This window comes from Allopusillimonas ginsengisoli (genome assembly GCF_004153455.1).
GTDB classification, from domain to species: Bacteria; Pseudomonadota; Gammaproteobacteria; order Burkholderiales; family Burkholderiaceae_B; genus Allopusillimonas; species Allopusillimonas ginsengisoli.
Map to the genome: position 1 here is coordinate 98,758 of NZ_SDQE01000012.1, position 21,665 is coordinate 120,422.

Annotated in this window: 21 protein-coding genes; 4 read left to right on the top strand and 17 right to left on the bottom strand. The window is 60.7% G+C overall.

What is annotated here, in order from left to right:
• Nucleotides 1-5 precede the first annotated feature (5 nt).
• Complete coding sequence (locus tag ERE07_RS17770; RefSeq protein WP_130010391.1) at nucleotides 6-1,157, top strand: ABC transporter substrate-binding protein; 1,152 nt, start codon at nucleotides 6-8, stop codon at nucleotides 1,155-1,157.
• Here ERE07_RS17770 and ERE07_RS17775 read toward each other — a convergent pair.
• The 17 genes from ERE07_RS17775 to ERE07_RS17855 all read right to left on the bottom strand — a co-directional run bounded on the left by ERE07_RS17775 (nucleotide 1,147) and on the right by ERE07_RS17855 (nucleotide 17,641).
• Nucleotides 1,147-2,109 carry an AraC-like ligand-binding domain-containing protein gene (locus ERE07_RS17775; protein WP_130010392.1) on the bottom strand — a complete coding sequence of 321 codons (963 nt, stop codon included), beginning with the start codon at nucleotides 2,107-2,109 and terminating at the stop codon, nucleotides 1,147-1,149. The genes ERE07_RS17770 and ERE07_RS17775 overlap by 11 nt on opposite strands.
• A 184-nt stretch (nucleotides 2,110-2,293) precedes the next feature.
• Nucleotides 2,294-2,854 (bottom strand): cytochrome c family protein, encoded by a 561-nt coding sequence (locus tag ERE07_RS17780; RefSeq protein WP_130010393.1) that lies wholly within the window; start codon nucleotides 2,852-2,854, stop codon nucleotides 2,294-2,296.
• Between the two features lie 16 nt (nucleotides 2,855-2,870).
• Nucleotides 2,871-3,389, bottom strand: coding sequence for a methylamine dehydrogenase light chain (locus ERE07_RS17785; protein WP_130010394.1), 519 nt, complete (start codon nucleotides 3,387-3,389; stop codon nucleotides 2,871-2,873).
• A complete protein-coding gene (gene mauD, locus ERE07_RS17790) occupies nucleotides 3,373-4,011 on the bottom strand; it encodes a methylamine dehydrogenase accessory protein MauD (protein WP_130010395.1) in 639 nt (212 codons plus the stop codon). Before mauD ends, ERE07_RS17785 begins: the two co-directional genes overlap by 17 nt.
• Before the next feature lie 9 nt (nucleotides 4,012-4,020).
• Complete coding sequence (locus ERE07_RS17795) at nucleotides 4,021-4,557, bottom strand: MauE/DoxX family redox-associated membrane protein (RefSeq protein ID WP_245153765.1); 537 nt, start codon at nucleotides 4,555-4,557, stop codon at nucleotides 4,021-4,023.
• The gene (locus ERE07_RS17800) at nucleotides 4,554-5,744 is read right to left on the bottom strand and encodes an amine dehydrogenase large subunit (RefSeq protein WP_130010396.1); all 1,191 of its coding nucleotides are present in this window, start codon (nucleotides 5,742-5,744) and stop codon (nucleotides 4,554-4,556) included. Before ERE07_RS17800 ends, ERE07_RS17795 begins: the two co-directional genes overlap by 4 nt.
• Before the next feature lie 31 nt (nucleotides 5,745-5,775).
• On the bottom strand, nucleotides 5,776-6,657 hold the full coding sequence (locus tag ERE07_RS17805) for a transporter (protein WP_130010397.1): 882 nt from the start codon (nucleotides 6,655-6,657) through the stop codon (nucleotides 5,776-5,778).
• Between the two features lie 50 nt (nucleotides 6,658-6,707).
• The gene (locus tag ERE07_RS17810; protein ID WP_130010398.1) at nucleotides 6,708-8,210 is read right to left on the bottom strand and encodes an aldehyde dehydrogenase family protein; all 1,503 of its coding nucleotides are present in this window, start codon (nucleotides 8,208-8,210) and stop codon (nucleotides 6,708-6,710) included.
• Between the two features lie 112 nt (nucleotides 8,211-8,322).
• Entirely contained in the window at nucleotides 8,323-9,552 is a 1,230-nt protein-coding gene (gene clsB / locus ERE07_RS17815; protein ID WP_130010399.1) for a cardiolipin synthase ClsB, read from the bottom strand.
• Between the two features lie 27 nt (nucleotides 9,553-9,579).
• Nucleotides 9,580-10,458 carry an alpha/beta hydrolase gene (locus ERE07_RS17820; protein WP_245153766.1) on the bottom strand — a complete coding sequence of 293 codons (879 nt, stop codon included), beginning with the start codon at nucleotides 10,456-10,458 and terminating at the stop codon, nucleotides 9,580-9,582.
• A gap of 2 nt (nucleotides 10,459-10,460) precedes the next feature.
• Complete coding sequence (locus ERE07_RS17825) at nucleotides 10,461-11,318, bottom strand: endonuclease/exonuclease/phosphatase family protein (RefSeq protein WP_130010400.1); 858 nt, start codon at nucleotides 11,316-11,318, stop codon at nucleotides 10,461-10,463.
• A gap of 30 nt (nucleotides 11,319-11,348) precedes the next feature.
• Nucleotides 11,349-13,139: an aspartate--tRNA ligase gene (gene aspS, locus ERE07_RS17830; RefSeq protein ID WP_130010401.1), complete on the bottom strand. Its 1,791-nt coding sequence runs from the start codon at nucleotides 13,137-13,139 to the stop codon at nucleotides 11,349-11,351.
• A 56-nt stretch (nucleotides 13,140-13,195) separates the two neighbouring features.
• Nucleotides 13,196-13,501: an FmdB family zinc ribbon protein gene (locus ERE07_RS17835; protein WP_130010402.1), complete on the bottom strand. Its 306-nt coding sequence runs from the start codon at nucleotides 13,499-13,501 to the stop codon at nucleotides 13,196-13,198.
• A 163-nt stretch (nucleotides 13,502-13,664) separates the two neighbouring features.
• Nucleotides 13,665-14,936: a putative Na+/H+ antiporter gene (locus ERE07_RS17840; protein WP_130010403.1), complete on the bottom strand. Its 1,272-nt coding sequence runs from the start codon at nucleotides 14,934-14,936 to the stop codon at nucleotides 13,665-13,667.
• 21 nt (nucleotides 14,937-14,957) lie between these two features.
• Complete coding sequence (gene ubiA / locus ERE07_RS17845) at nucleotides 14,958-15,920, bottom strand: 4-hydroxybenzoate octaprenyltransferase (RefSeq protein WP_130010404.1); 963 nt, start codon at nucleotides 15,918-15,920, stop codon at nucleotides 14,958-14,960.
• 37 nt (nucleotides 15,921-15,957) lie between these two features.
• On the bottom strand, nucleotides 15,958-17,157 hold the full coding sequence (locus ERE07_RS17850) for an aminotransferase-like domain-containing protein (RefSeq protein ID WP_130010405.1): 1,200 nt from the start codon (nucleotides 17,155-17,157) through the stop codon (nucleotides 15,958-15,960).
• 250 nt (nucleotides 17,158-17,407) lie between these two features.
• Nucleotides 17,408-17,641 carry a DUF3717 domain-containing protein gene (locus ERE07_RS17855; protein ID WP_130010406.1) on the bottom strand — a complete coding sequence of 78 codons (234 nt, stop codon included), beginning with the start codon at nucleotides 17,639-17,641 and terminating at the stop codon, nucleotides 17,408-17,410.
• A 281-nt stretch (nucleotides 17,642-17,922) separates the two neighbouring features.
• Between ERE07_RS17855 and ERE07_RS17860 the strand changes: the two genes are divergently transcribed.
• The 3 genes from ERE07_RS17860 to ERE07_RS17870 all read left to right on the top strand — a co-directional run bounded on the left by ERE07_RS17860 (nucleotide 17,923) and on the right by ERE07_RS17870 (nucleotide 21,661).
• A complete protein-coding gene (locus ERE07_RS17860; RefSeq protein ID WP_130010407.1) occupies nucleotides 17,923-18,786 on the top strand; it encodes a PhaM family polyhydroxyalkanoate granule multifunctional regulatory protein in 864 nt (287 codons plus the stop codon).
• Between the two features lie 114 nt (nucleotides 18,787-18,900).
• Nucleotides 18,901-20,271: a bifunctional UDP-N-acetylglucosamine diphosphorylase/glucosamine-1-phosphate N-acetyltransferase GlmU gene (glmU, locus tag ERE07_RS17865; protein WP_130010408.1), complete on the top strand. Its 1,371-nt coding sequence runs from the start codon at nucleotides 18,901-18,903 to the stop codon at nucleotides 20,269-20,271.
• Between the two features lies 1 nt (nucleotide 20,272).
• Nucleotides 20,273-21,661, top strand: a complete 1,389-nt coding sequence (locus ERE07_RS17870) for an MFS transporter (protein ID WP_245153767.1) — start codon at nucleotides 20,273-20,275, stop codon at nucleotides 21,659-21,661.
• Nucleotides 21,662-21,665: the final 4 nt, after the last annotated feature.

Sequence of the window (21,665 nt, forward strand, 5' to 3'; positions counted from 1 at the left end):
AAACCATGCTGTTCAGAACCTTAGCTTTATCCGCCGCGTTGTTTGCCGTCCTTGGCACAGCGCCCGCCAGCGCCCAGGTCAAGGTGGGCGTCGTCACTTCTGCCACGGGGCCCACCGCCCTGATAGGCATTCCGCAGAAGAACACCGTTGCGCTGCTGCCAAAGAAGATCGGCGATCTTACGGTGGAGTACATTTCTTTGGACGATGCCAGTGATCCGACGCAATCGGTCACGAATTTCAAAAAGCTGATTTCAGAAGAAAAAGTCGATGCCTTGATTGGCCCTTCGGGTTCACCCAACGCCATGGGTGTCATCCAGTTTGCGGCGGAATCGGGCACCCCCATGCTGGCGCCCGTCGGCACAGCGTCGGTTGTGCTGCCCATGACGCCCGACAAGAAGTGGGTATTCAAGACCACGCAGAACGATGACATTATCGCCAAGGCGCTGGTTGGACACATGGCCAAGCACGGCATCAAAACGGCCGCCTTCATCGGCCTGAACGACGCCTATGGCGAGAACTGGCTCAAGGTTTTAACCGGGCTGGCCAAAGAGCACAATATCGAGATCGTGGCGGTGGAGCGCTATCAGCGTTCCGACAGCTCAGTGACGGGGCAGGCACTCAAGGTGTTTGCGGCCAATCCTGATGCCGTGTTGATTGCTGGCACGGGTTCGGCAGCGGTGCTGCCCGAAACAACGCTGGCCAAGCAGGGCTACAAGGGCAAGTATTACCAGACGCACGGCGCGGCCCTGCCGGCCTTTCTGAAACTGGGCGGCAAGGATGTCGAGGGTACGATTCTTGCGGCAAGCCTGATGCTGGTGCTGCCCGAGATCGACGACTCGAATCCGTCCAAGAAGGTGGCCGAAGACTATATTGCCCGTTACACCAAGCTGTATGGCGAAAAGCCGGCCACCTTCGGCGCCAACGTGTACGACGCGGGCCTGCTGCTTGAGCAAGCGATCCCGGAGGCCGCCAAGGCGGCTAAACCAGGCACCAAGGAGTTTCGCAGTGCGCTGCGCGATGCCCTGGAAAAAACGCATGAGCTGGTGGCGACGCAGGGCGTGTACAACATGTCTGCCGACGACCACAGTGGCTTCGATGATCGCGGGCGTGAGCTGATCACCGTGAAAGACGGCGAATGGCGCTTGATCAAAGAATAGACGCTTGCTGCTGACGCCGCCATTCGGTGGGTGAAACCCCGAAGCGGCGGCGGAAAGCATGGCTGAAAGCGGCTGAATCCGAGAAGCCGTGCTGGTACGCCAGCTCGCTGATCTGGCGGGTGAGCGTTGTGTCTGCCAGCAGGCTGCGGCAGCGCTCCAGGCGCGCGCCCTGGATATAGTCGGCTGGCGTCTGGCCCTGATTTTCGAACAGCTTGTAGAGGTAGCGGCGCGAAACGCGGAAATGCGCTGCGATGCCCGATACAGACAGTGCCGGATCGTGCAGGTTTTCGTCGATGTGCTGGCAAATAGACCGGAACTGCGCGTGCCGGACTTCATCCAGTCCCGACATGCTGTTTGCGCCACTTTGCTCGCAGACATTCAGGCCTATCATCTGCAAGATGGAATGCGCAATATCGCGCGTGGCGGCGGCCGATAGTCCGGGGTTTTCCGAGAGCGCCAGGCGCAGGGTGTGCATGGCAATGCGCGCGCTGCCGTGCCGAGCGCTGAAGGCACGCGCCACAGCGCGCTGAAGATAAGGCTCCCACACAGACATTTGCGCAGATGAAATCTGCAGCACGAGGAAATGGGCGTCCTGATCCACGGCAACTTCATACGGCCTGGCGGTATCGTACAGGCCCCATTCGCCTGGGTTCAGAATGGCCGAACGCCCTTCCTGAACAATGGTGCTGCGCCCGGACAGCTGCAGCGTCGCCTTGTAGACGCTTTGCTCGGCGCGGCTGGCCAGACTGCGCGTGCGGCATACGCGCTGCGCCGACGTGATCAGCTCGGTGACATGCAGGCTGCCCAGCGTGTCGCTGGCAGCCGTGTTCAGGAAAGGCCCGCCTGTGCTGGCACGGACTTCCAGTGGAACAAAATATTCACATACGCCATCACGCCATGGACCATGGCTGTTGAAATGGCGAGGTGGCGTGCGCAATAGCATGGGCGTCATACACCTGATGCCTTAAAAAATGCGCTTGCGTGCATACGCCGGAGAGGCCCGGTGCGCAGGCGCTTGTACAACCTTTATACCTAAATCAAGCTGGGCAGGCCATGAGTAGAAACCTTTAGATGTGTGCAGAGGCGTCGCCCGTCGCCATGTGGTCGCCGGGACCAGCCCCGCGACGGCGATGGCCTCACTGCTCTGGGTTGTTGCCAAAGGTATAAGGCGCCAGGGTGTGTCCTTGCTCCGCCAGTGTACTGGCGAGGGCTTTTCGAACCGTGGTCACATCATCGAAACGGTAAGGTCTGGCCGCACCGATCTCGTTGGCGGTAAACGGTCTGAAATCAGGCCCGGCCTGTTCAGGGCTATACGTCATGACTGCCCAGTTCAGCACGTTGGCCAATTCCGCATTGCTCAACTGGGATTGTGCTGCGCCTGGTACCCGTATCATGTAGTCGCGGCCTGCCGGCAGGCTGGCCAGCAGGCCGATGGAGTTGCGAAAACTGGGCACGCCACGCTGCGCGACGCCGTTGCCGTCGTAGCGATGGCATCCGGCGCATTGCAGCATATAGTCTTTATAGGCGGCCGTGGAAAGCGTCTGCGCGCTGCCCGATCCGCAGGCAAGGGTGCCCACGATGACAAACGGTGCGACGGCAATCCGTCGCACTGCCGCCAGGGCGCGCCCCACCGTACCGAATCGTGCCGGTACAGCCCTGCCCGGGTGGGCAAGGCTGCGGCCTTGGCGCGTAATCATTTCAGGATTCTCCCCCTTAATTCTTGGCGAGCCCGACCACGATCGAGGTTGTGCAGTGGAAGGTGGTGTTTTCGTTGGCCATGCACCAGTTCACATCGTTATGCAGGAAGAACTCATACCCGGGCCGCTCGCGCGTCTGCGATGAACACAGACAGCGGTTGCATGCTGTCTTGCCGCAGCAGTCGTGATAGCTCACGAGATAGTCCTTGCCGTCCTTGGGGTTGTGGCAGGTGCCGACCCAGGAAATCGGTGAGGGTGTCGTCCCTGGCGGACACGTAGTGGGCGTGCCGCCGCAGCAGGAGCACAAGAAGCCATCCACCGCGCAATAGCGCCAATAGTCGCAGGAACTCAGTTCCTCGTCCGTGGCATCGTCCAGGCCGGGTGATTTGCCGGCGGCGCGGGCCACGGGCAAGACAGGCATGAGAAAGGCCGATCCGACCAGCGCTTTGCTGATGGAGCACAGTACACTGCGCCGCGATGATTTGTGCGCGATGTTGCGCGCCATGCTTTCGCCAAATTTATCCAACCAACGCATTGACGTTCTCCTTGCGCGAAACTTGAACTTCGTTAAGGCCATTATTGGTCAGGTATTCCTGGGCGGAAGCCACGCCCAGCTCTTTCGCGGTAAACAGGCTTTCTAGCTGCTCGCGCGAATTGATCAAGCCCTTGGCACGGATAATGCCGTTTTCATCGATGAGCACGGCATAGGGCAGCTTGCTGATCTGAAAACCCATACCCAGACTGGTGGAGAGCAGATAGGGAAACTGTTCCAGCCCGGCCTGGCGATAGAACGCCAGATGCTCGGGCATCTCGCCATCGCTGGCCAGTACGATATCCAGCCATTTCTTTTCGGTCGCGGCCACGGACTTGAGTATGGGCAGCAGCTTCTTGCAGACAGGGCATGTCGGCGACAGAAAGAACAGCAACTGGCTGCGCGATCCGGCAAGGCCTATCTTCTGGGGGCGACCCAGCATGTCGGCCAGCTCAAAGGCTGGCGCGGCCTCGCCCACGGCGGGGCCCTTGTCCATGGTCAGCGCACCCATGGGGGCGACGCGCTCATACAGCACGCCGATCTGGCGCGACAGTGCCAGCACCACCAGCACCAGGCTCAGCACGACGAGCCACAGGACAATGTTGGAAATCATCAAGGCATTCATGGCGTCTCCTTATGTTTTTTGAATTCGTTGGTGTGAATCAATCAATTGATTCAGGCAGAAATACAGGCCCAGCACGGCCAGTGTGGTGCCGAAGAAGGTCAGCGCATCCACCCAGCTCAGGCTGCGCGCGGAGGCATAGTGCGCGAGCAACGCGGGTACGGCCAGCGCCAGCAACAGGCTGTTGCGCAGCACCAGCCACCAGGACAGCCCGCCGGTTTTCTCCGTGAAGCCGCCGCAGCCGCAATCGATGTCGCGGCGTCCGCGCAGCAGGTTGGCCACAATGCCGGCGCTGGCCAAGAGCAGCACCGCCATGGCAAGGGCCGCGCCACCGGCGCGTGTGGTCGGCACTAACAGCATCATGCCGCTGCACAGTTCGGCGGCGATAAACAGCGCTGCAAAAGGCCGTACCCAATTGGCGGGCAACAGGGCATAGCCCGCTGTGGCATTTTCAAACCGCGCAAAGCTGGCCAGCTTGCCGATCGCGCCCGACAGGAGTATGCCTGCCAGGGCCGCCGAGCCGGCGTAGATCAGGATGGGATCTATCATTGCCCGTCTCCGTTATAGGGCTGCGGTTCAACCTGCAGCGCCGCTTCGCCGGCGCCTTCTATGGTTCGCAGGTACTTGGGCTGGGCGGCGCTGATGTCGTAGATGTTCACATTGCCGCCGTCCAGTGTCAGCAACCGTGGGCTCGGTCCCTGCGCTACAGACATGGACAGGCCGTCGCGGCCGGGCTCACGCGCAATCCGTTTATTGGTTTTCAGATCGTACACCCAGATTTCAGCCGCGGGATTCTTGTGAGAGCCTTCCTTGCCATCGGGATGCATGAAGACATACAGGCGCTGGTTGGCGCGATCAATGTCGATCACGTTATAGCCGCCTGGCACCCAGCCCTGCGCCTTGTCTTCGTCGTTGAGCAATGACCACACAGGCTCAAAAGTGATCTCTTCGCCGTCCAGGTTAGCGGTGTAGACGTTGCCATAGAACGATACAAAATAGGCTTTGTCCCGAGTAAGTCCGGGGGCGATGAAAATGGGGTCCTCCTGCACCGGGAACATTGCTTTACTGCGATGCTGGTTTGCCACTTTTCCCTGCTCATCCAGGTCAATGGACAGCAGCGCGCCGTCGCCGCAAATGGTCATGAAACTGTGCGGCTTGTTGGGCAGGGGGATGACGCTCCAGCAGCCTGCTGTCGAGGTGATCTCTCCCGCGAACTCGCCTTTGTCGATATTCACGACAGAGATCGAGGTGGCTGGCGTGGCGTTCTGCAGCACAATGAATTTTCCGTCTGTCGTCTGACGGAAGATCCCGCGATAGTTGAGCGCCTGCGCGCGCTTGGGCGGAATCGATATCTCCTTTTTGAACGTCAGCGCCTGCGCATCCCATACTTCGACAACATCGGTGCGCTTGCCGCGTGTCACGCGCTCGTGATAGGTGGTCATCACATAGATGTCCTTGCCATCGTGCGAGAGCTGCATGTGCCCGTTGTAGCTGGTGGGTATCATGCCCAGAAACTTGCCGGTTGCGCCGTCGAAGATGTTCAGGCGGCTTTCGGTCAGGTGCTGGAACACGGAGTCCATCACGTAAACGCGCTGTGACGCGTCCGCCGGGAGCGTGTGCCCGCCAGTGAGTTCCTCCATGGGTTTTTGCTGGGCTGTCGCCGGCAGCGCCATGGCCAGCAGCGCGATGGCCAGCAGGCCATGCAGTCGGGACCGGGTGAGCGATAAAGTGATCATGAATCATGTCTCCTGGCTGGTGGATCCGGTTTCAGAAGATGTAGGCGTAACGCAATTGCACGCCGCGCATCTTGGGTCCGTTCCTGACATCGAGGTCGTGGATATACTGCAATTGAATCTGGTTGGCGTCATTCAGCTGATGGGTGATCTCCGCTGCCAGTTGATGGCTGCGCTGGCTGGATAGCACGGTATCGCCGTTGATCTTCTCCTTGCCGCCGGTTTCGTATCGATAGCGCATGCCTACGTAGGTGTCGGGCGTGATGTTGGTCGAGGCCAGGAACATCAGCCGCATCGACGGAGATTTCTTCAATCGCTGGCCATAATAGTTGTTGTTGTCGCCATAGAACTCGAACTCCGCGACACCTTCCAGAAAGGTGGATTCGCCTATTCCCTTCACGAAGGCAAAATCCTGTATTGTTGTCCATCGATTATTGCCAGGCGACACGTCTGCGTGCGAGCCGTGGTAGCGACCCGTAGGGAACGTAATGAAGGGTTCCCATGCGAACCAGGTGCGGGTCTCTTCGTTGTTGTAGAACCAGAACGCAGCGCCGGCCTGGATGTCGCCCATGCCGGTCAGCCTGTCGTGCGGCACGCCTGGTACTTTGGCGGTGGTGCGAAAGGCAGGAGCGATCAGCTCGTACTGGACGGTGACATTGCCGATCTGGCGAAAAGCCATGGGGCGCAGCACCAATGCCTGAACGTCTATACGTGGTCCGCCGTCAATCCGGTGGCCGCGATCATAGAAGCCGTGGCTGCCCAGGGCCGCAAAATAGCTCGCAAAAATATTGGTGCCGGGCGGCGCGGGTATCCAGTCGCGCGCGCTTGGATCACCGGCCTGGGCCTGCCCTGCCAGGCCCAGACAGGCAGCCAGTGCCAACAGGGCGGTGCAGAGCGCTCCAGTGCTTTTTTTCATACAGTCTCCTCATTATTTTGTTGTTGTCGACGCGTCATGCGCGCAGCCGATCAGTGTGCGGCGGGGTAAGCCATGCAGACGGATTTTTTCTCCAGATACATATCAATTGCGGCGTGGCCGTGTTCGCGTCCGATGCCGGATTGCTTGTAGCCGCCGAAGGGCATGTGAGGGTCGAGCATGTTGTGCGTATTGACCCAGACAGTGCCCGCCCGGATGCGTGGCACAAGCCGGTTGACGCGTGTCAGGTCGTTGCTCCAGATGCTGGCGCCCAACCCGAACTGGGTGTCGTTGGCGCATGCAATCGCATCCTCTTCCGTATCAAAGGCGCCGGCGACCACGACGGGGCCAAAAATCTCTTCGCGGCTGATGCGGGCGCCCGCGGGCGCATGGGCGAACACGGTAGGCCGTACAAAATAGCCCTCGCCTTCGTCCGCCGCGCCGCCTGCCAGCATGCGCGCGCCTTCTTGCTTGCCAATGGCGATATAGTCCAGCACCCGTTTTTGATGGCGGGCCGAAATCATCGGGCCTATTTGCGTGTCCGGATCCAGCCCGGAGCCCAGCTTCATGCCCGACGCGATGTCTGCGAGTCCTGCGACCACGCGATCGTAGATGCCTTTCTGAACAAACAGCCGCGAACCGGCCGTGCAGACCTGGCCCTGGTTGAAGAAGATGGCGCCGGCCGCGCCTTGTATGGCCAGATCGATATCGCAATCGTCCAGGATGATGACGGGGGACTTCCCGCCCAGCTCCAGCGACACGCGTTTCATGTCGTCCACGGCCTGGCGGCCAATCAGCTTGCCGACTTCCGTCGATCCGGTGAAAGCGATCTTGTCGACATCAGGATGGGCGACCAACGCCGCGCCGGTTACCTCGCCCCGCCCAGTAATGACGTTGACGACCCCAGGCGGAAAACCGGCCTCAAGCGCCAGCTCAGCCAGGCGAATGGCCGTCAGCGGTGTTTCCTCCGCAGGTTTGAGCACGACGGTGCAGCCAGTGGCGACAGCAGGCGCAATTTTCCATATAGCCATAAGCAGCGGAAAATTCCACGGCACGATGGCTGCCACGACGCCTACGGGCTCCGGGCGGGTATAGGCGTGATAGTTCACGCCCGGCGGAAAAGGAATGGACACATTCAAGGTTTCGCCGGAAATCTTGGTGGCCCATCCCGCCATATAGCGCAACCATTGGGCGCCGGCGCCAACTTCCAGGCCTTGCGATAAGGCCAATAGTTTGCCGTTGTTCAATGTCTCGAGCCGTGCCAGCTCATCGCCATGCTGTTCGACCAGATCCGCCAGCCGGAGCAGCAGCCTTTCTCTGGCGACGGGGAGCATATCGCGCCACGCCGGGGCTTCAAAAGCATGCCGTGCAGCCTTGACTGCTTCGTTTACCTGCCGAGGGCCGGCCTCCAGCTGATGCGCAATCACCACGCCGCGAGCGGGGTCATAAACGGGAATGGCGTCCCCGTCTCCTTCGGTCCAGGGCTTGCCGCCGATAATCATGTGTTCTCGTATGGCGGCCAGCTCCGGGCGGTCGTGATCCAATGCAACTGACATGTGTCCGCTCCTCCCGATAGTAATGGAAGCAGCATAGCAACGGGGTGCGGCCGGGTATTGTTGTGTTGTGCACTACGGCATGTCTGTTTGCGCACGGCAAGCGCGCAGACGTTCAGTATTCGGAAGATTTGCCGGTGAGCGCCACGCCGACGCGCAGCATGAAATATGAAAAACTGTCCATCATCCGTCCCAGCCAGCCGCGGCGCTGCAAGGACGCTTCGGTCACCTGTCTCGCATTGGACTGGATTTCGGCTTCGAGCGCCTCTTTCAGCGACAGCGCAAAATCCGGATCTTTGATGTAGACATTGGCCTCGCGTGCCAGCAGGAGGCTGAACGGATCCAGGTTGGAGGAACCCACCATGGCGCAGCTGTCCATGACGGCGACCTTGGCATGCAGGTAGCTTGCCATGTATTCGTAGAGCTCGATCCGTGAATCCAGCAGCTTGCAGTACATATAGCGACTGGCGCGGTACTGCATGGCGTATTCGGAGTGACCCTGCAACAGCAGCCTGACACGCACCCCGCGCGCAGCGGCCGCAACCAGGGCTTTACGCAGGCGTCGGCCAGGAAAAAAATAGGCGTTGGCAATCAGAATGTCGGACTGTGCTCCAGCCATGGTAGTGAGGTAGACGTTTTCTATGGATTGCCGATGCAAAATATTGTCGCGCAGCAGCAGCGCCGCTTTCATGCCGGGGCTGAAGCGTGGCTGGGGTTGCTTGATTCGTGCCTGCCGCCATGCGCTCCAGTTGCGCAGACGTTCATAAAAGGTGGCCCAGTCGTCACGTCGCCGCCAGGCCATGCGCAGCCACAGGGCGCGTTGCGCTTTTGCGATGTCGTCGACAATAGGCCCTTGCAACTGCACCGCAAAGTCGAATCTGGGCTGTGGCCCTGTGCCGTCGTCGGGTACATCGACATAATCATCCAGAATGTTGATGCCGCCGACGAAGGCGACCGCATCATCCACAACGGCTGTCTTGCGGTGCAACCGTCGCAATCGCCGCAGATTGAAGCGCACATTGCTGACACCGCGCGGCTCGGGCCGGTAAACGCGATAATGGGCGCCCATCTCGGCCAACTGGCGTGAGATCTCCTGGACATGTTCATTGCTGCCAAATCCATCTATGACCACGCGCACCTTGATGCCGCGCGCGCAGGCTTGCGCCAAGTGTGCGAGCACACGCCGTGCGGTATCATCCATCGAGAAAATATAGGTTTCCAGGTGCACCTGAGTCTGGGCCTGATCGATCGCTTTGCACAGGGCCGGGAAAAAATCGCCGCCATTGTGCAGCAGTGCGATCTGATTGCCATCGGTCCAATGGAGACGTGATTCCTTGTTGGCCATGCCTGCCGCCTGCCTCCGTCTGTATCGCTAGAGGCCCATGAGACCTAATATCCCCAGGCTGAGCGCCGTGTCGTTCCTGCGCAACTGCATGAGAATATTGAAATGGTTGACGCCGGGGATTTCGGCCAGCGTTACCGGGAAACCGCAGTCCTGCCAGGCTTGTCCAAAGTATTGGCTCTGGCGCTTGAATTCGCTGGTTTCGTGTTCCCCCCAGGCGACCAGCAGCGGGCAGCCTTGTTCGGGAAGATGAAAGACAGGGCTGGCGTCAATGGCGGTTGCTTCATCCAGATGCGCCCATTCGTTGATGTGGGTATGAACCAGTGGCCGCAAATCAAAGAGTCCGCTCAATGGACTCGCGCTCTGGAGGATATCGGGCGGGGCATCATACTGGGCATGCCAGTCCCCGGCCAGCAGCATGCCGACCAGATGCCCTCCCGCCGAGCTGCCGCTTGCATGAATGCGCGCGGGGTCTCCGTTATAGGTGGCAATGTTGCGCCAGGCCCAGGCCAGCGCGCGCCGGCATTGATCGATGATGCGCGCCAGGCTGACGCTGGGCGCCAGCGAGTAATTGATGGCGACGACGGTGGCGCCTGCTTGCGTGAACATGGGCGCCATGAAAGAGGAATCCTCCTTGGACAGTGCGCGCCAGTATCCGCCGTGAACAAAAAAGTAAACCGGCGCACCCGCCTGGGGCGCGGGGAAAATATCCAGCGTTTCGTCCGGGTGGTCGCCATACGCGACCGACAGATATCCCTTGACCCGTGTTCGGGCCTGCGCGCTGAACTCTGCGTATTCCTGAAGAAAGGGCAGGCAGTCCGGCACCGAGGCGCGCGCATTGTACTGACGGTCGAGTTCGTCGGCCGGGTATCCCATCGGGTTGTGGTCGGAGAGCGGCGTGGCGTTCATGGTCAGGGCAGCTCCAGTTCGGCAAACAGCGGTGCGTGGTCGGAAATCTGCCGCCAGGGCAGCCCCTGCAATACGCGCGCTTTGCGCACAGCGAAGCCACGCTGATAGATGCGGTCAAGGCGCAGCCAGGGGAAGGCTGCCGGAAATGTGCGTGGCGGCGGGGTCATCCGGGCCGCACCGTTATTGCCCAACTCGTGCACCTTTTGGGCCAATGGCCGAGGCTGAGGCAGATGCAGCAGTGTGTTGCGCCATCGCTTTACGGAGTTGCGCAGAAGGCGCGGCTCGCTGTCGTTGTGCGGCGCGATCGCAAATACTTCGTACAGGCCAAGTTGCTGCACGAACAGTGGTGCCAGGCGATTGTGCCAGTCGTTGAAGTCACCCGCAATGAGCATGGGCTCGTCATCAGGCACCAGACGCCGAATGCGTTCGACCAGCGCAGCCACCTGCCGTGACCGGCTGCCGGCAAACAGGCCAAGGTGGACCACCATGCAGTGTACGGGAACCTCTTCGATCTCGATGACCGCATGCAGCAGGCCCCGTTGTTCCAGCCGGTGATCGGAGATGTCCTGGTTTTCGTGCTGGAGGATGGGAAAGCGCGACAACAGTGCATTGCCATGATCCGTATGGGAACGCACCGCATTGCAACCGTAGGCCGTATGCATGCACAGCGCCGCGCCCAGCGATTCGTGCTGGGCGTTCAGGCTGATGCGCTGCTCGTTGCGGCCCTGCAGCTCTTGCAGGAACAGGAGATCGGGACGCAATCCATACAGCCCGAGACGCAGTTCTGCAAACGATTCCCGGGTGCCCGTTGCCGAGCGGCCTTTATGAATGTTGTAGCTGACGACCCGTATGACGGACACTTGCACTCCCTTAGACTGACTTTCTCCCCCTTACTTTACCTCGGTATTGCGTAGACGGATATGAAGCTCACGCAATTGCTTTTCGTCGACCGTGGATGGCGCCTGCGTTAACAGGCACTGCGCACGCTGCGTTTTGGGGAAAGCAATCACGTCGCGGATGGATTCCGCGCCCGTCATGAGGGTGACCAGGCGATCCAGGCCAAAGGCCACGCCGCCATGCGGCGGAGCCCCATATTGCAGCGCATCGAGCAGGAAGCCGAACTTGCTGCGGGCTTCATCGGCATCGATATTGAGCGCACTGAACACCTTGCGCTGCACGTCTGCACGGTGAATACGCACCGAGCCGCCACCCAATTCCCAGCCATTCAGCACCATGTCGTAGGCCTTGGCAAGCGCCTTGCTGGGATCGGTTTCGAGCAGGTCTTCGTGGCCATCTTTCGGGCTGGTAAAGGGATGGTGTGCCGAAAAATAACGGCCCTCGTCCTCGTCGTACTCGAACATCGGGAAATCGACCACCCACAGCGGCTGCCATCCCGCCTGGAACAGGCCGTTCGCCTTGCCGAACTCGCTGTGTCCGATCTTGACCCGCAGCGCGCCAATGGCGTCGTTGACCACTTTGGCCTTGTCGGCGCCAAAAAAGATCAAATCGCCGCTTTGCGCCCCTGTGCGCTCGATCAACTGGGCAAGCGCGTCGGCATGGATGTTCTTGACGATGGGTGACTGGAGCCCTTCCGGGATGGCGGACGCATCATTGACCTTGATATAGGCCAGCCCTTTGGCACCGTAGATGGCGACGAATTTGGTGTAGGCATCTATCTCGCTGCGCGGCATGCTGGCGCCGCCCGGCACACGCAAGGCCACCACACGGGAGGCGGGGTCGTTGGCGGGCGCCGAAAACACCTTGAAGCTGACGTCCTGCATCAGGTCCGCCACATCGACGAACTCCAGCTTGACGCGCAGGTCGGGTTTGTCGGAGCCATAGCGGTGCATGGCGTCGCTCCACGACATGATGGGAAAAGGCTTGGGCAGCTCGGTGTGCTGCACATTGGCGAACACCTGGCGAATCATGCCTTCGAAGATCTCGCGAATCTGTTCCTCGTTCAGGAAAGAGGTCTCGCAATCGATCTGAGTGAATTCGGGCTGCCGGTCCGCGCGCAGGTCTTCGTCGCGAAAGCACTTGGTAATCTGATAGTAGCGATCAAAGCCCGACACCATCAGCATTTGCTTGAACAGCTGCGGCGATTGCGGCAACGCATAGAACTCCCCCGAGTTCACGCGCGACGGCACGAGGTAGTCGCGCGCGCCTTCCGGTGTGCTCTTGGTGAGCATAGGGGTTTCGATATCCACGAAGCCGAGTGCGTCGAGATACTTGCGCACTTCCATGGACACCCGGTAGCGCAGCATCAGGTTGTTTTGCATCTGAGGGCGGCGCAGATCCAGCACACGATGCGTCAGACGGGTGGTTTCGGACAGGTTGTCGTCATCCAGCTGGAAGGGGGGCGTCACCGAGGGATTGAGTACGTCGATGTCGCGGCACAGCACTTCGACTTCACCGGAGGCGAGTTCGGCATTGGTGGTGCCCTCGGGGCGCAGGCGCACCAGGCCCGTGACTCGAATGCAGAACTCATTGCGTATGCTTTCAGCTGTGGCGAAGGCCTGGACATTGTCCGGGTCGACGACAATCTGGGCCAGGCCGGCCCGGTCGCGCAGGTCGATGAAGATGACGCCTCCGTGATCGCGGCGGCGATGAACCCAGCCGAACAAGGTGACTGTCTGGTCCAGGTATTGTTTACTGACCTCGCCGGTGTAGCAGGTACGCATCGAGGATTACTCCGTAGTGAAATTCTTGGTTAGGCCATGCGCGGTCGCGCAAGCGCTCAGGGGGTGGATGTGCCGCCTGGCGTAGAGGGCGTGGTTGCTGCCGTGCTGGCGGCGGCGGTGCCCGACGCGGCCGGTGTCGCGCTGCCGGATACCGGGGCGCTGGACGGCGCGGATGATCCGTTGTTGCGGAAATCGGTCACATACCAGCCAGAGCCTTTCAGCTGGAAACCAGCGGCAGTTACTTGTTTGGCGTAGGTATTTTGCCCACATTCGGGGCAAACAGTCAGAATAGGGTCCGACATTTTTTGCAACACATCCTGGGCATGACCACAGGCGCTGCATTTATAAGCATAGATAGGCACGACAGAAATCCCGAAAGAGTTTCCAGTAATACGCGCCTGAAACCGCCTGCCGTGCATGAAACGGGCAATGCGGCGAGGCGCAAGAACGCGGTGAGGCGCAAAAAAAGACAATTTTAGCCGTTTTTGCCCGCCACGATGGCGGGCACTGAAGAACCGGCAGTGTCTAGAAGGTCTTGGGGATCATGAACATGGCGGCGGCGACCAGCGTGGGTACGGCAGCCGCCCCCAACAGTTTGAGCGGAGAGATCGCGCCGTCGGGAAAGCATCCCTTCAGAATGGAGAAGCCTGCAGGATTGGGTGCATTGGCAATGACGGTCAGGCCGCCGCCCGTTACAGCACCGGCCACCAGCATATAGCGCCAGACCTCGTCCGTGCCTTCGACCAGCGAACCCAGATAGGTGAGCGCGGCGTTATCGGTGACGGCGGTGAGTGCCGTGGCGCCCCAATACAGCACAAAAGGCGACAGGCCCGCCAGCAGATCCTGCAGCCACCATTTCTGGAGTCCGCCCAGCAGGACCAGGCCCGCGAGAAAAAAGCCAACCATCAGGCCTTCCCGGATGAGCAGCGGGTTCTGATAGCGGGCATAGGCCTGGGCATAGCCGATGAACAGCATGAGGAAACCCAGAAAAATCACAGGGTGGTGCGCCGACAGCACGATGCCGACCAAGAAGGCAGTGTGAATCGCGATCACGGAGAATGGGACGGGAGGACGTTCTTTTTCGTCGGGATTCTTGCCGATCTCGCCGTTGAGCAAATGTGTGCGGCAGATGAAGGTGAGCACGCCGGCGTTGATGATAACGGCCGACGCCGCGCGCCAGCCGAAGTGGGTGGCCATATAAGCTGAGTCCCAGCCGAAGGTGTTGGCAACCATCAGCACGGGCGGGGCTGCGTAAGCGGTGAGCACCCCGCCAATCGAGATGTTGACGAACAGCACGCCGATGGTCAGGTATTTGAACCCTGCCTGATTGGGGCGACGAAAATACGCGTCGCGCAGCAGCAGGGCGGCCAGCGTCATGGCCGCAGGCTCGGTAATGAATGACCCGGACAAAGGAACCAGTGAGAGTGTCACAAAGTACATGGCCAATTCATTGCGTATGGGCAGAATTCTCGCCACCACACGCACCATCATGTTCACCAGTTCCAGAATGGGCCGGCTGGCCGCGACGACCATGATGGCGAAGACAAAGGCCGGTTCCGTAAAGTTGCGTGTATCCACATATTCGACCATGGTGCCCAGCCCTGCGACCAGCGCCATGCAGGCCAGCAGCACACAGGCCCAGACCCCGAACACCGCCTCGACCTCGGACAGCATGTGCCACAACCCGGCATGCGGTCCATTGCGATGCGCCAGCCTGGCAAAGACAGGCACCGAAAAGGTATGGATGATGGCGATTGCAAACAGTGCTGTTGCCAGATACTCGAGAAAACCGGTCATGTCTTACCTACGTATTTGTTGTTATATCAGTACTGTGCCCGCCAGCGCGGCGACCAACAGCAGTACACCCACCGCCATATTGGCCCGAAAAAGCATGAAACTTCGATCCGGCCGCGCCAGGCTGAAAACGCTCATTTGCCAGATAAAGTGCGCGGCGATGGCGGCAAGGACCAGGTAGTAGGGCCAATCCATGCCCATGGCCGCCCCGCCATACACCCAAAGGGCAATCGTGGCGATGTAGAAACCGCTGATCCATGCCTTGCCGTTCTTGCCGAATTTCAGGGCTGTTGAGTGCAGGCCAAGCTTGATGTCGTCACGCACATCGACATAAGCGTAGATGGAATCATAGCCAACTTGCCACAGCACTGCCCCCAACCACATCGCGACAGCCGCCAGCGGCACAACGTTCTGGGTGTCCGACCAGGCCATCAGCATGCCCCAGTTAAAGCCAATGCCCAGCACAACCTGTGGCCAGTAGGTAAAGCGCTTGCACAAGGGATAGACAATGACGATGGGCACCAGCGCAACGGCCAGCCAACGGCTGTATTCGTTCAGGGCTATGAGCAACAGCGCGCAGACGGCCAGTTGGCCCAGCACAAACCACAAGGCCTTGCGCAGTGTCAGCTGCCCGCTGGTGAGAGGACGGAATCGAGTGCGTTCGACCTGATGATCGAAATTGCGGTCGAAGATATCATTGAAGCAGCAGCCGATGCCGCGCATGATCAGTGCGCCGAGCGAAAAAATGACGATGCGCAGCAAGGTGGGCATGCCGTCTGCCGCCTGAACCAGTGCCGCCAGGCAGGGCAGCAGCGTGAGCCAGGTGCCCACCGGCCGGTCGAAACGGCAAAGGCGGGCGTACGGCCCCCAGGAACGCGGAAGCCAGCGCTCGACCCAGTCGTCCGGGCGCATGTCGGAGAGATCGGGTACGTCGGGCGGTTTGGTGCCGAGATGTTTGTGGCGGGCGTCTTCTGGGGTGGGTGTCATTGCAATCAAAAAAGGGGGGTAAGCCCCTGGTATAGCGCTAGCTTTCCTTAATGAGTTGGCCGAGTATGGCAATGCCTTCGCGGATTTTTTCTTCGGATACAGTCACAAAGCTCAGGCGCAAGGTGTTGGCGGGCGCGTCGGGGCCGGCAAAAAAGGGCGCGCCCGGCACGAACGCGACATTGCGTTCGACAGCGCGCGCCAACAGCTCAGTGCCATCGACATGTTCGGGCAGCGTCACCCAGATAAACATGCCGCCTTCGGGCCGTGTCCAGCTCGTCGTTGCGGGAAAGTGCTGATCCATGGCGTCGAGCATGTAGCCGCATTGCTGCTTGTAGAGCTCGCGCACCACGGGCAGGTGTTGGGCCAGAAAGCCGTTCTTGATGGTTTCGTAGACGGCCATTTGCGTGATCGAGGCCGTATGCAGATCTGTGGCCTGTTTGATCTGGACGAGTTTGGAGATAATGGGGCGCGGCGCCACGATATAGCCCAGGCGCAGGCCCGGCGCCAGCACTTTGGAGAAGGTACCCAGGCGGATGACAGTGGCGCCCACAGCGCGGCCCAGGCCGAGCAGGCCTGGCAGCGGCTCGCCTGCGTAACGCAATTCTCCGTAGGGATCGTCTTCGATAATGGGTAGCTGGAGGGCTGCGCAGCGCTCGACCAGTGCCTTGCGGCGCTCCAGGCTGAGCGTCAGCCCCGTGGGATTCTGGAAGTTGGGCAGGGCATAGATGAAGCGGGCGCCCGCGGCGCGTTCGGGCGTCAGGCTGTCGGGCATCACGCCGCCGTCATCAGTCGGCACGGATTCATACTTGGGCTGGAACAGCGAAAACGACTGCAGGGCGCCCAAATAGCTGGGCGCTTCGACCAAAACCTTGCTGCCGGGGTCGATAAACAGCTTGCCCAACATGTCCAGCGCCTGTTGAGAGCCAGAGACGATAAGCACTTCGTCGGGCGAGACGTCATCGGCACCCGTGCGCTTGAGGTCGTTGGCAACCCAGGCGCGCAACGGCGCATAGCCTTCGGTCGGGCCGTACTGCAGGGCGGACTGGCCGGATTCGGCCAGGACACGGTCATAGGCGCTGGTGATGGCGTCGATGGGAAAGCCCTTGGGAGAGGGCAGGCCGCCCGCAAAGGAAATGATTTCAGGACGCTCGGTGACTTTCAGGATTTCTCGAATGGTCGAGCTGGTAAGTTGCTGTGCGCGTTGCGAAAAAGTGTAAGGGTGGGAAAAGGAATCCATATAAAAACCCGGAAAGTCTGTTAAAGAGCAAGACGAAACTCGTAGGTTACTGCAAGTCGTAACGAAATGCTTGGCGATGCCCGCCCATGCTGTGGTCAATCCTCGCGGCGGCGATCGCGGCGCACGGTTCGGATCAGCCACCAGAATAGTGTCAGAGAGCAGCCCAGGCCCGCTACGAAGAGGCCCAGAACAATCCATTGGCCTGTGGTCATTGCTATTGTTCCATACTAGGTAGATAAGGGAGTTTAGTTCACGACGGCTTAGGCTCGCTGCGCTGACGCCACACCGCAATGGCCTGCTGCGCGGCTGGGCTCAAGGTTTGCTCGTCCAGCGCCTTGACGTGCTCGAAAATCATCCGGGCGTAGGGCTCGGCCAGCGCAGCGACTTGCGGACTCAGGGAGAGCTCATCGCCCGTGGATGGCGAGCGCCGCCGCCAGTCATTGATGGCGGCTTCGAGTTCGGCAAGGGTGAGCGTTGGGTTCATGGCGCGAAAAATATGCGGGATAGCTTGCTGTTGCTCAAACCAGCAACTATATAGGCTCGCGAGCAGTCCGTATATAGCTTGGCGGCCTCGCCCATGACGCTGCGGCAGCTGTCATGTTTAGCGCATGGCCGTCTGACAGCGCGTGGTCACGCAAGCGTCGGCTCCCGCATTTTGCGGCGTTCCCAGACCCCTGAGAATCGGCGATAAGCCGCATGGACGGCGGGCGCGCTTAGGTTTAATCTATCCATTCGGACAGACGCCAACTTGCCCAAGGACGCACCATGAGCACACAACAACCCAATCCTTTCATACTTCCGGGCCTGGGCCAGGCCGGGGATATGGCAAGCAACCCTTTGCTCGCCAGTATGGAAATGATGCGCCAGGCCTGGCAGGGCCTGGCCAACAGCGGCGGGCTGGACAACAGCATGGCCGCGCCCATGTCGGTAGACGAGCTCGAACGCCGCATCAACGATCTTCGCGCGGTCGAGAACTGGCTGCGCATGAATCTTTCCATGTTGTCGAGCACCATCCAGGGCATGGAAGTACAGCGTTCCACCATTTCCACCCTCCAGTCCTTCATGGCCGGTGCAGCTGCTGCAAAGCCAGATGCAGGCACCACACCGTTCGACGCATTCTGGCGTCTTTGGCAAGCCAATCCGGGCGCGGCGGCTCAGGCATCGGCGGATGACGCGCCGGGCCGCGCCGGGGCGGAGGCTGCGGATCCTGCGCCAGAGAGCGCAGGGCAGGCAGGGCAAAGCAAGGCAAAGCAGGACAAGAGCCCGGAAAGCGCCTCGGATGCGGCGGCGCAGATCTCGCCCGCACTGGCCGCGCAGGCCATGGCGGCATCCAAGGGCTGGTGGGACATGGTGCAAACGCAGTTCGACAACCTGGCAACGGCGACCACGGCTTCGCTGCAAAATGCACAAGCGGTGCAACCGGGCGTCAAGGCGGAATCGAGCTCAACGCTGGGCAAGTCGTCTCGCAAATCCGCTACGGTCAAGCCGGCAGCCCGCAAGACGGCCGGCGCCAAATCCACGGGGGGCGCTGCGCCGGCCCGCAAGGTGTCGGCAAACCGTGGCTCCGTGCGCAGCAAAGCCAAACCCGTCGCCAAGCGCAGTACGCGCAAGCCAGCCTCCGAACCCTAGCCCATCGTTGTCTGCCCGAAACAAAACCTTGCGTTTGATGACCGAGGGGCCGTGCAAGACCGGCCCCTCGCTGTGTATGATCTAGGCTGTCTCCACAAACATCCTGAACATCACATGCTCAACATCGTTATCCTGGCTGCCGGGCTCGGCAAGCGCATGCAATCCGATCTGCCCAAGGTCCTGCATCCTCTGGCCGGCAAACCCATGCTCGCCCACGTGCTGGACAACGCCGGCGGCCTGAATCCAGATCGCATTATCGTGGTGGTGGGGCATGGCGCAGACCGTGTGCGCGAAGCCTTTGCCGGCCGGCCGGGCGTCGAGTTCGCGCTGCAAAGCCCGCAGCATGGCACTGGCCACGCAGTACAGCAGGCCGTGCCCTTGCTCCTTGAGAATGGTCAAGACGATGTCACGCTGGTGCTGTATGGCGATGTGCCGCTGGTGCAGGCGGCCACGCTGCGCGCGCTGTTGGAGGCTCGTGCGGGCGGCATGTCGGTGCTTACCGAAAAACTCGATGATCCCAGCGGCTATGGCCGGATCGTGCGCAATGCGCGCGGTGAAGTCGAACGCATTGTCGAGCACAAAGACGCCAGCGCCGATGAACAGCGCATCAACGAGGTGAATACCGGCATTCTGGCCGCACCTACCGCGCACATCAAGGATTGGCTCACCCGTATCGACAACAACAACGCGCAAGGCGAGTATTACCTGACAGACATCGTCGGCCTGTCTGTTCAGGATGGGCTGCCGGTGCATGCGTCGCATCCCGGCGCTTCCTGGGAAACGCTGGGCGTGAACAGCCGGGTGCAGCAGGCCCAGCTCGAACGCAGTTGGCAGGCCGAACAGGCCCGCCGTCTGCTGGAACAAGGCGTTACGCTGGCTGATCCGAGTCGTTTCGATTTGCGCGGTAGCTTATCCTGCGGGCGCGATGTCTTTATCGATGTGGGCTGTGTCTTCGAAGGCAAGGTAGAACTGGCAGATGGCGTACGCATCGGGCCGCACTGCGTCGTGCGTGATGCGGTGATCGGGCGCGGAACCCAGATCGAAGCATTCAGCCATGTGCAGGAAGCCCGCGTGGGAGAGGACGCGCGCATTGGGCCATACGCCCGCTTGCGCCCTGGCGCGGAAATCGGCGCATCGGCCCATGTCGGCAACTTCGTCGAGATCAAGAAAAGCGTGCTGGGGCAAGGTTCCAAAGCCAATCACCTGGCCTATATCGGCGACGCCCAGATCGGCGATCGCGTCAACATCGGGGCGGGCACCATCACCTGCAACTACGACGGCGTCAACAAGTTTCGCACCGTCATTGAAGACGACGCATTCATCGGTTCCGATACTCAGCTTGTCGCACCGGTCACGGTGGGCAAGGGCGCAACACTGGGGGCTGGCACCACGCTGACCAAAGACGCCCCCGCCGGCCAGTTGACCATCTCGCGTCCTTCGCAAAAAACCATCGAAGGCTGGAGCCGTCCCGTCAAGAAAGCCTGACGTGGCCGAAACCGAAACCAGCGCTCGCGCCAGCCTGCCAGACGGCCTGGAAGCACCCAGACGTTATTGGGCGGTGTTCGCCCTGATGCTTGCCATCACCGCCACGGTGCTGGATGCCTCCATGGTCAACGTGGCGTTGCCAGAAATCGCGCGCTCACTCGGCATCCGTCCAACCGATGTCGTTTGGGTGGTGATTGCCTACAGCCTGGTCGTCGTCATCTCCTTGCTGCCGCTGTCGGCGGTTGCCGAGCGCATCGGCTTTCGGCGCATGTTCGCGCTAGGCGTGACGCTGTTCATGATATCGTCACTGGCGTCCGCCTCCGCCAATTCCCTGTCGTGGCTGATCGCGTCGCGCATGGCGCAAGGCGTGAGCGCATCGATGCTGATGTGCCTGTCCGGCGGCCTGGTCCGCAACATCTATCCCTTGCGCAAGCTCGCCATGGGCATCAGCCTGAATGCCGTCACCGTAGGAATGATGTCGGTGCTGGGGCCCACCATCGGCGCTTTCCTGCTTGTGGCCGCGTCGTGGCCCTGGATTTTTCTCGTCAATATACCCATCTGCATGCTGGCTTATTTAGGTGTGCGCCACCTGCCCGATGTGCCGCGCAGCAAAGGACGGTTCGACTGGATCGCCTGCCTGCTGAGCGCGCCGTTTTTTGGACTGACGATTGCCGGCCTGGATGCGCTGGTTTCCAATCCCTGGCGGGCCGCGGTATTTCTGCTGGGCGCAACGCTGTCGGGTGTGCTGCTGCTGCGCAGATCGCGTACGCAGGTGGCGCCTATCGTACCGGTGGATTTGCTGCGCATCACGCCTATCGCCTATGCGGTGGCGGCCTCCGCGTTTTCATTTGCGGCGCAGATGTCGGCCTTTGTCTCCCTGCCGTTCTACTTCAGCCAAACCCTGCACTACTCCTACACGGAGGTCGGCCTGTTGCTGGGCGCATGGTCTATCGGCATGGCGCTCATGGCCCCGGTTGCCGCCTACCTGTCGGGACGCTACGCTGTCGCGGTATTATGTGGAATCGGCGCAGGCAGCATGGCGCTGGGAATATTCTGGCTTCTGCTGTTGCCTGACGGAGTACTGTTCTTTTGGCCTATGCTCGCCATGTTGTTCAGCGGCATTGGCTTCGGTTTCTTCCAAACGCCCAACAACCGGGCATTGCTGGCAGGTGCGCCGCGCAACCGCAGCGGAGCCGCCGGGGCCATGCAGGCAACCACGCGCGTATTCGGCCAAAGCTTTGGCACGGCGCTGGTTGGCGTGGCATTCGCGCTGAGCGATGCCCACGGCGCCGCGATCGGTGTATCGGTGTCGATCGCGTGCGCGCTGGCTGCCATGATTGTCAACATCGTGCGTTACTACTGCAGCCCCGTGGCAGACCTGGACTTCTGAACCG

Coding starts and splice junctions, on each gene's coding strand:
- ERE07_RS17770 (WP_130010391.1), top strand. CDS start 6: ATGCTGTTCAGAACCTTAGCTTTATCCGCCGCGTTGTTTGCCGTCCTT.
- ERE07_RS17775 (WP_130010392.1), bottom strand. CDS start 2,109: ATGACGCCCATGCTATTGCGCACGCCACCTCGCCATTTCAACAGCCAT.
- ERE07_RS17780 (WP_130010393.1), bottom strand. CDS start 2,854: ATGATTACGCGCCAAGGCCGCAGCCTTGCCCACCCGGGCAGGGCTGTA.
- ERE07_RS17785 (WP_130010394.1), bottom strand. CDS start 3,389: ATGCGTTGGTTGGATAAATTTGGCGAAAGCATGGCGCGCAACATCGCG.
- mauD (WP_130010395.1), bottom strand. CDS start 4,011: ATGAATGCCTTGATGATTTCCAACATTGTCCTGTGGCTCGTCGTGCTG.
- ERE07_RS17795 (WP_245153765.1), bottom strand. CDS start 4,557: ATGATAGATCCCATCCTGATCTACGCCGGCTCGGCGGCCCTGGCAGGC.
- ERE07_RS17800 (WP_130010396.1), bottom strand. CDS start 5,744: ATGATCACTTTATCGCTCACCCGGTCCCGACTGCATGGCCTGCTGGCC.
- ERE07_RS17805 (WP_130010397.1), bottom strand. CDS start 6,657: ATGAAAAAAAGCACTGGAGCGCTCTGCACCGCCCTGTTGGCACTGGCT.
- ERE07_RS17810 (WP_130010398.1), bottom strand. CDS start 8,210: ATGTCAGTTGCATTGGATCACGACCGCCCGGAGCTGGCCGCCATACGA.
- clsB (WP_130010399.1), bottom strand. CDS start 9,552: ATGGCCAACAAGGAATCACGTCTCCATTGGACCGATGGCAATCAGATC.
- ERE07_RS17820 (WP_245153766.1), bottom strand. CDS start 10,458: ATGAACGCCACGCCGCTCTCCGACCACAACCCGATGGGATACCCGGCC.
- aspS (WP_130010401.1), bottom strand. CDS start 13,139: ATGCGTACCTGCTACACCGGCGAGGTCAGTAAACAATACCTGGACCAG.
- ERE07_RS17840 (WP_130010403.1), bottom strand. CDS start 14,936: ATGACCGGTTTTCTCGAGTATCTGGCAACAGCACTGTTTGCAATCGCC.
- ubiA (WP_130010404.1), bottom strand. CDS start 15,920: ATGACACCCACCCCAGAAGACGCCCGCCACAAACATCTCGGCACCAAA.
- ERE07_RS17850 (WP_130010405.1), bottom strand. CDS start 17,157: ATGGATTCCTTTTCCCACCCTTACACTTTTTCGCAACGCGCACAGCAA.
- ERE07_RS17855 (WP_130010406.1), bottom strand. CDS start 17,641: ATGAACCCAACGCTCACCCTTGCCGAACTCGAAGCCGCCATCAATGAC.
- ERE07_RS17860 (WP_130010407.1), top strand. CDS start 17,923: ATGAGCACACAACAACCCAATCCTTTCATACTTCCGGGCCTGGGCCAG.
- glmU (WP_130010408.1), top strand. CDS start 18,901: ATGCTCAACATCGTTATCCTGGCTGCCGGGCTCGGCAAGCGCATGCAA.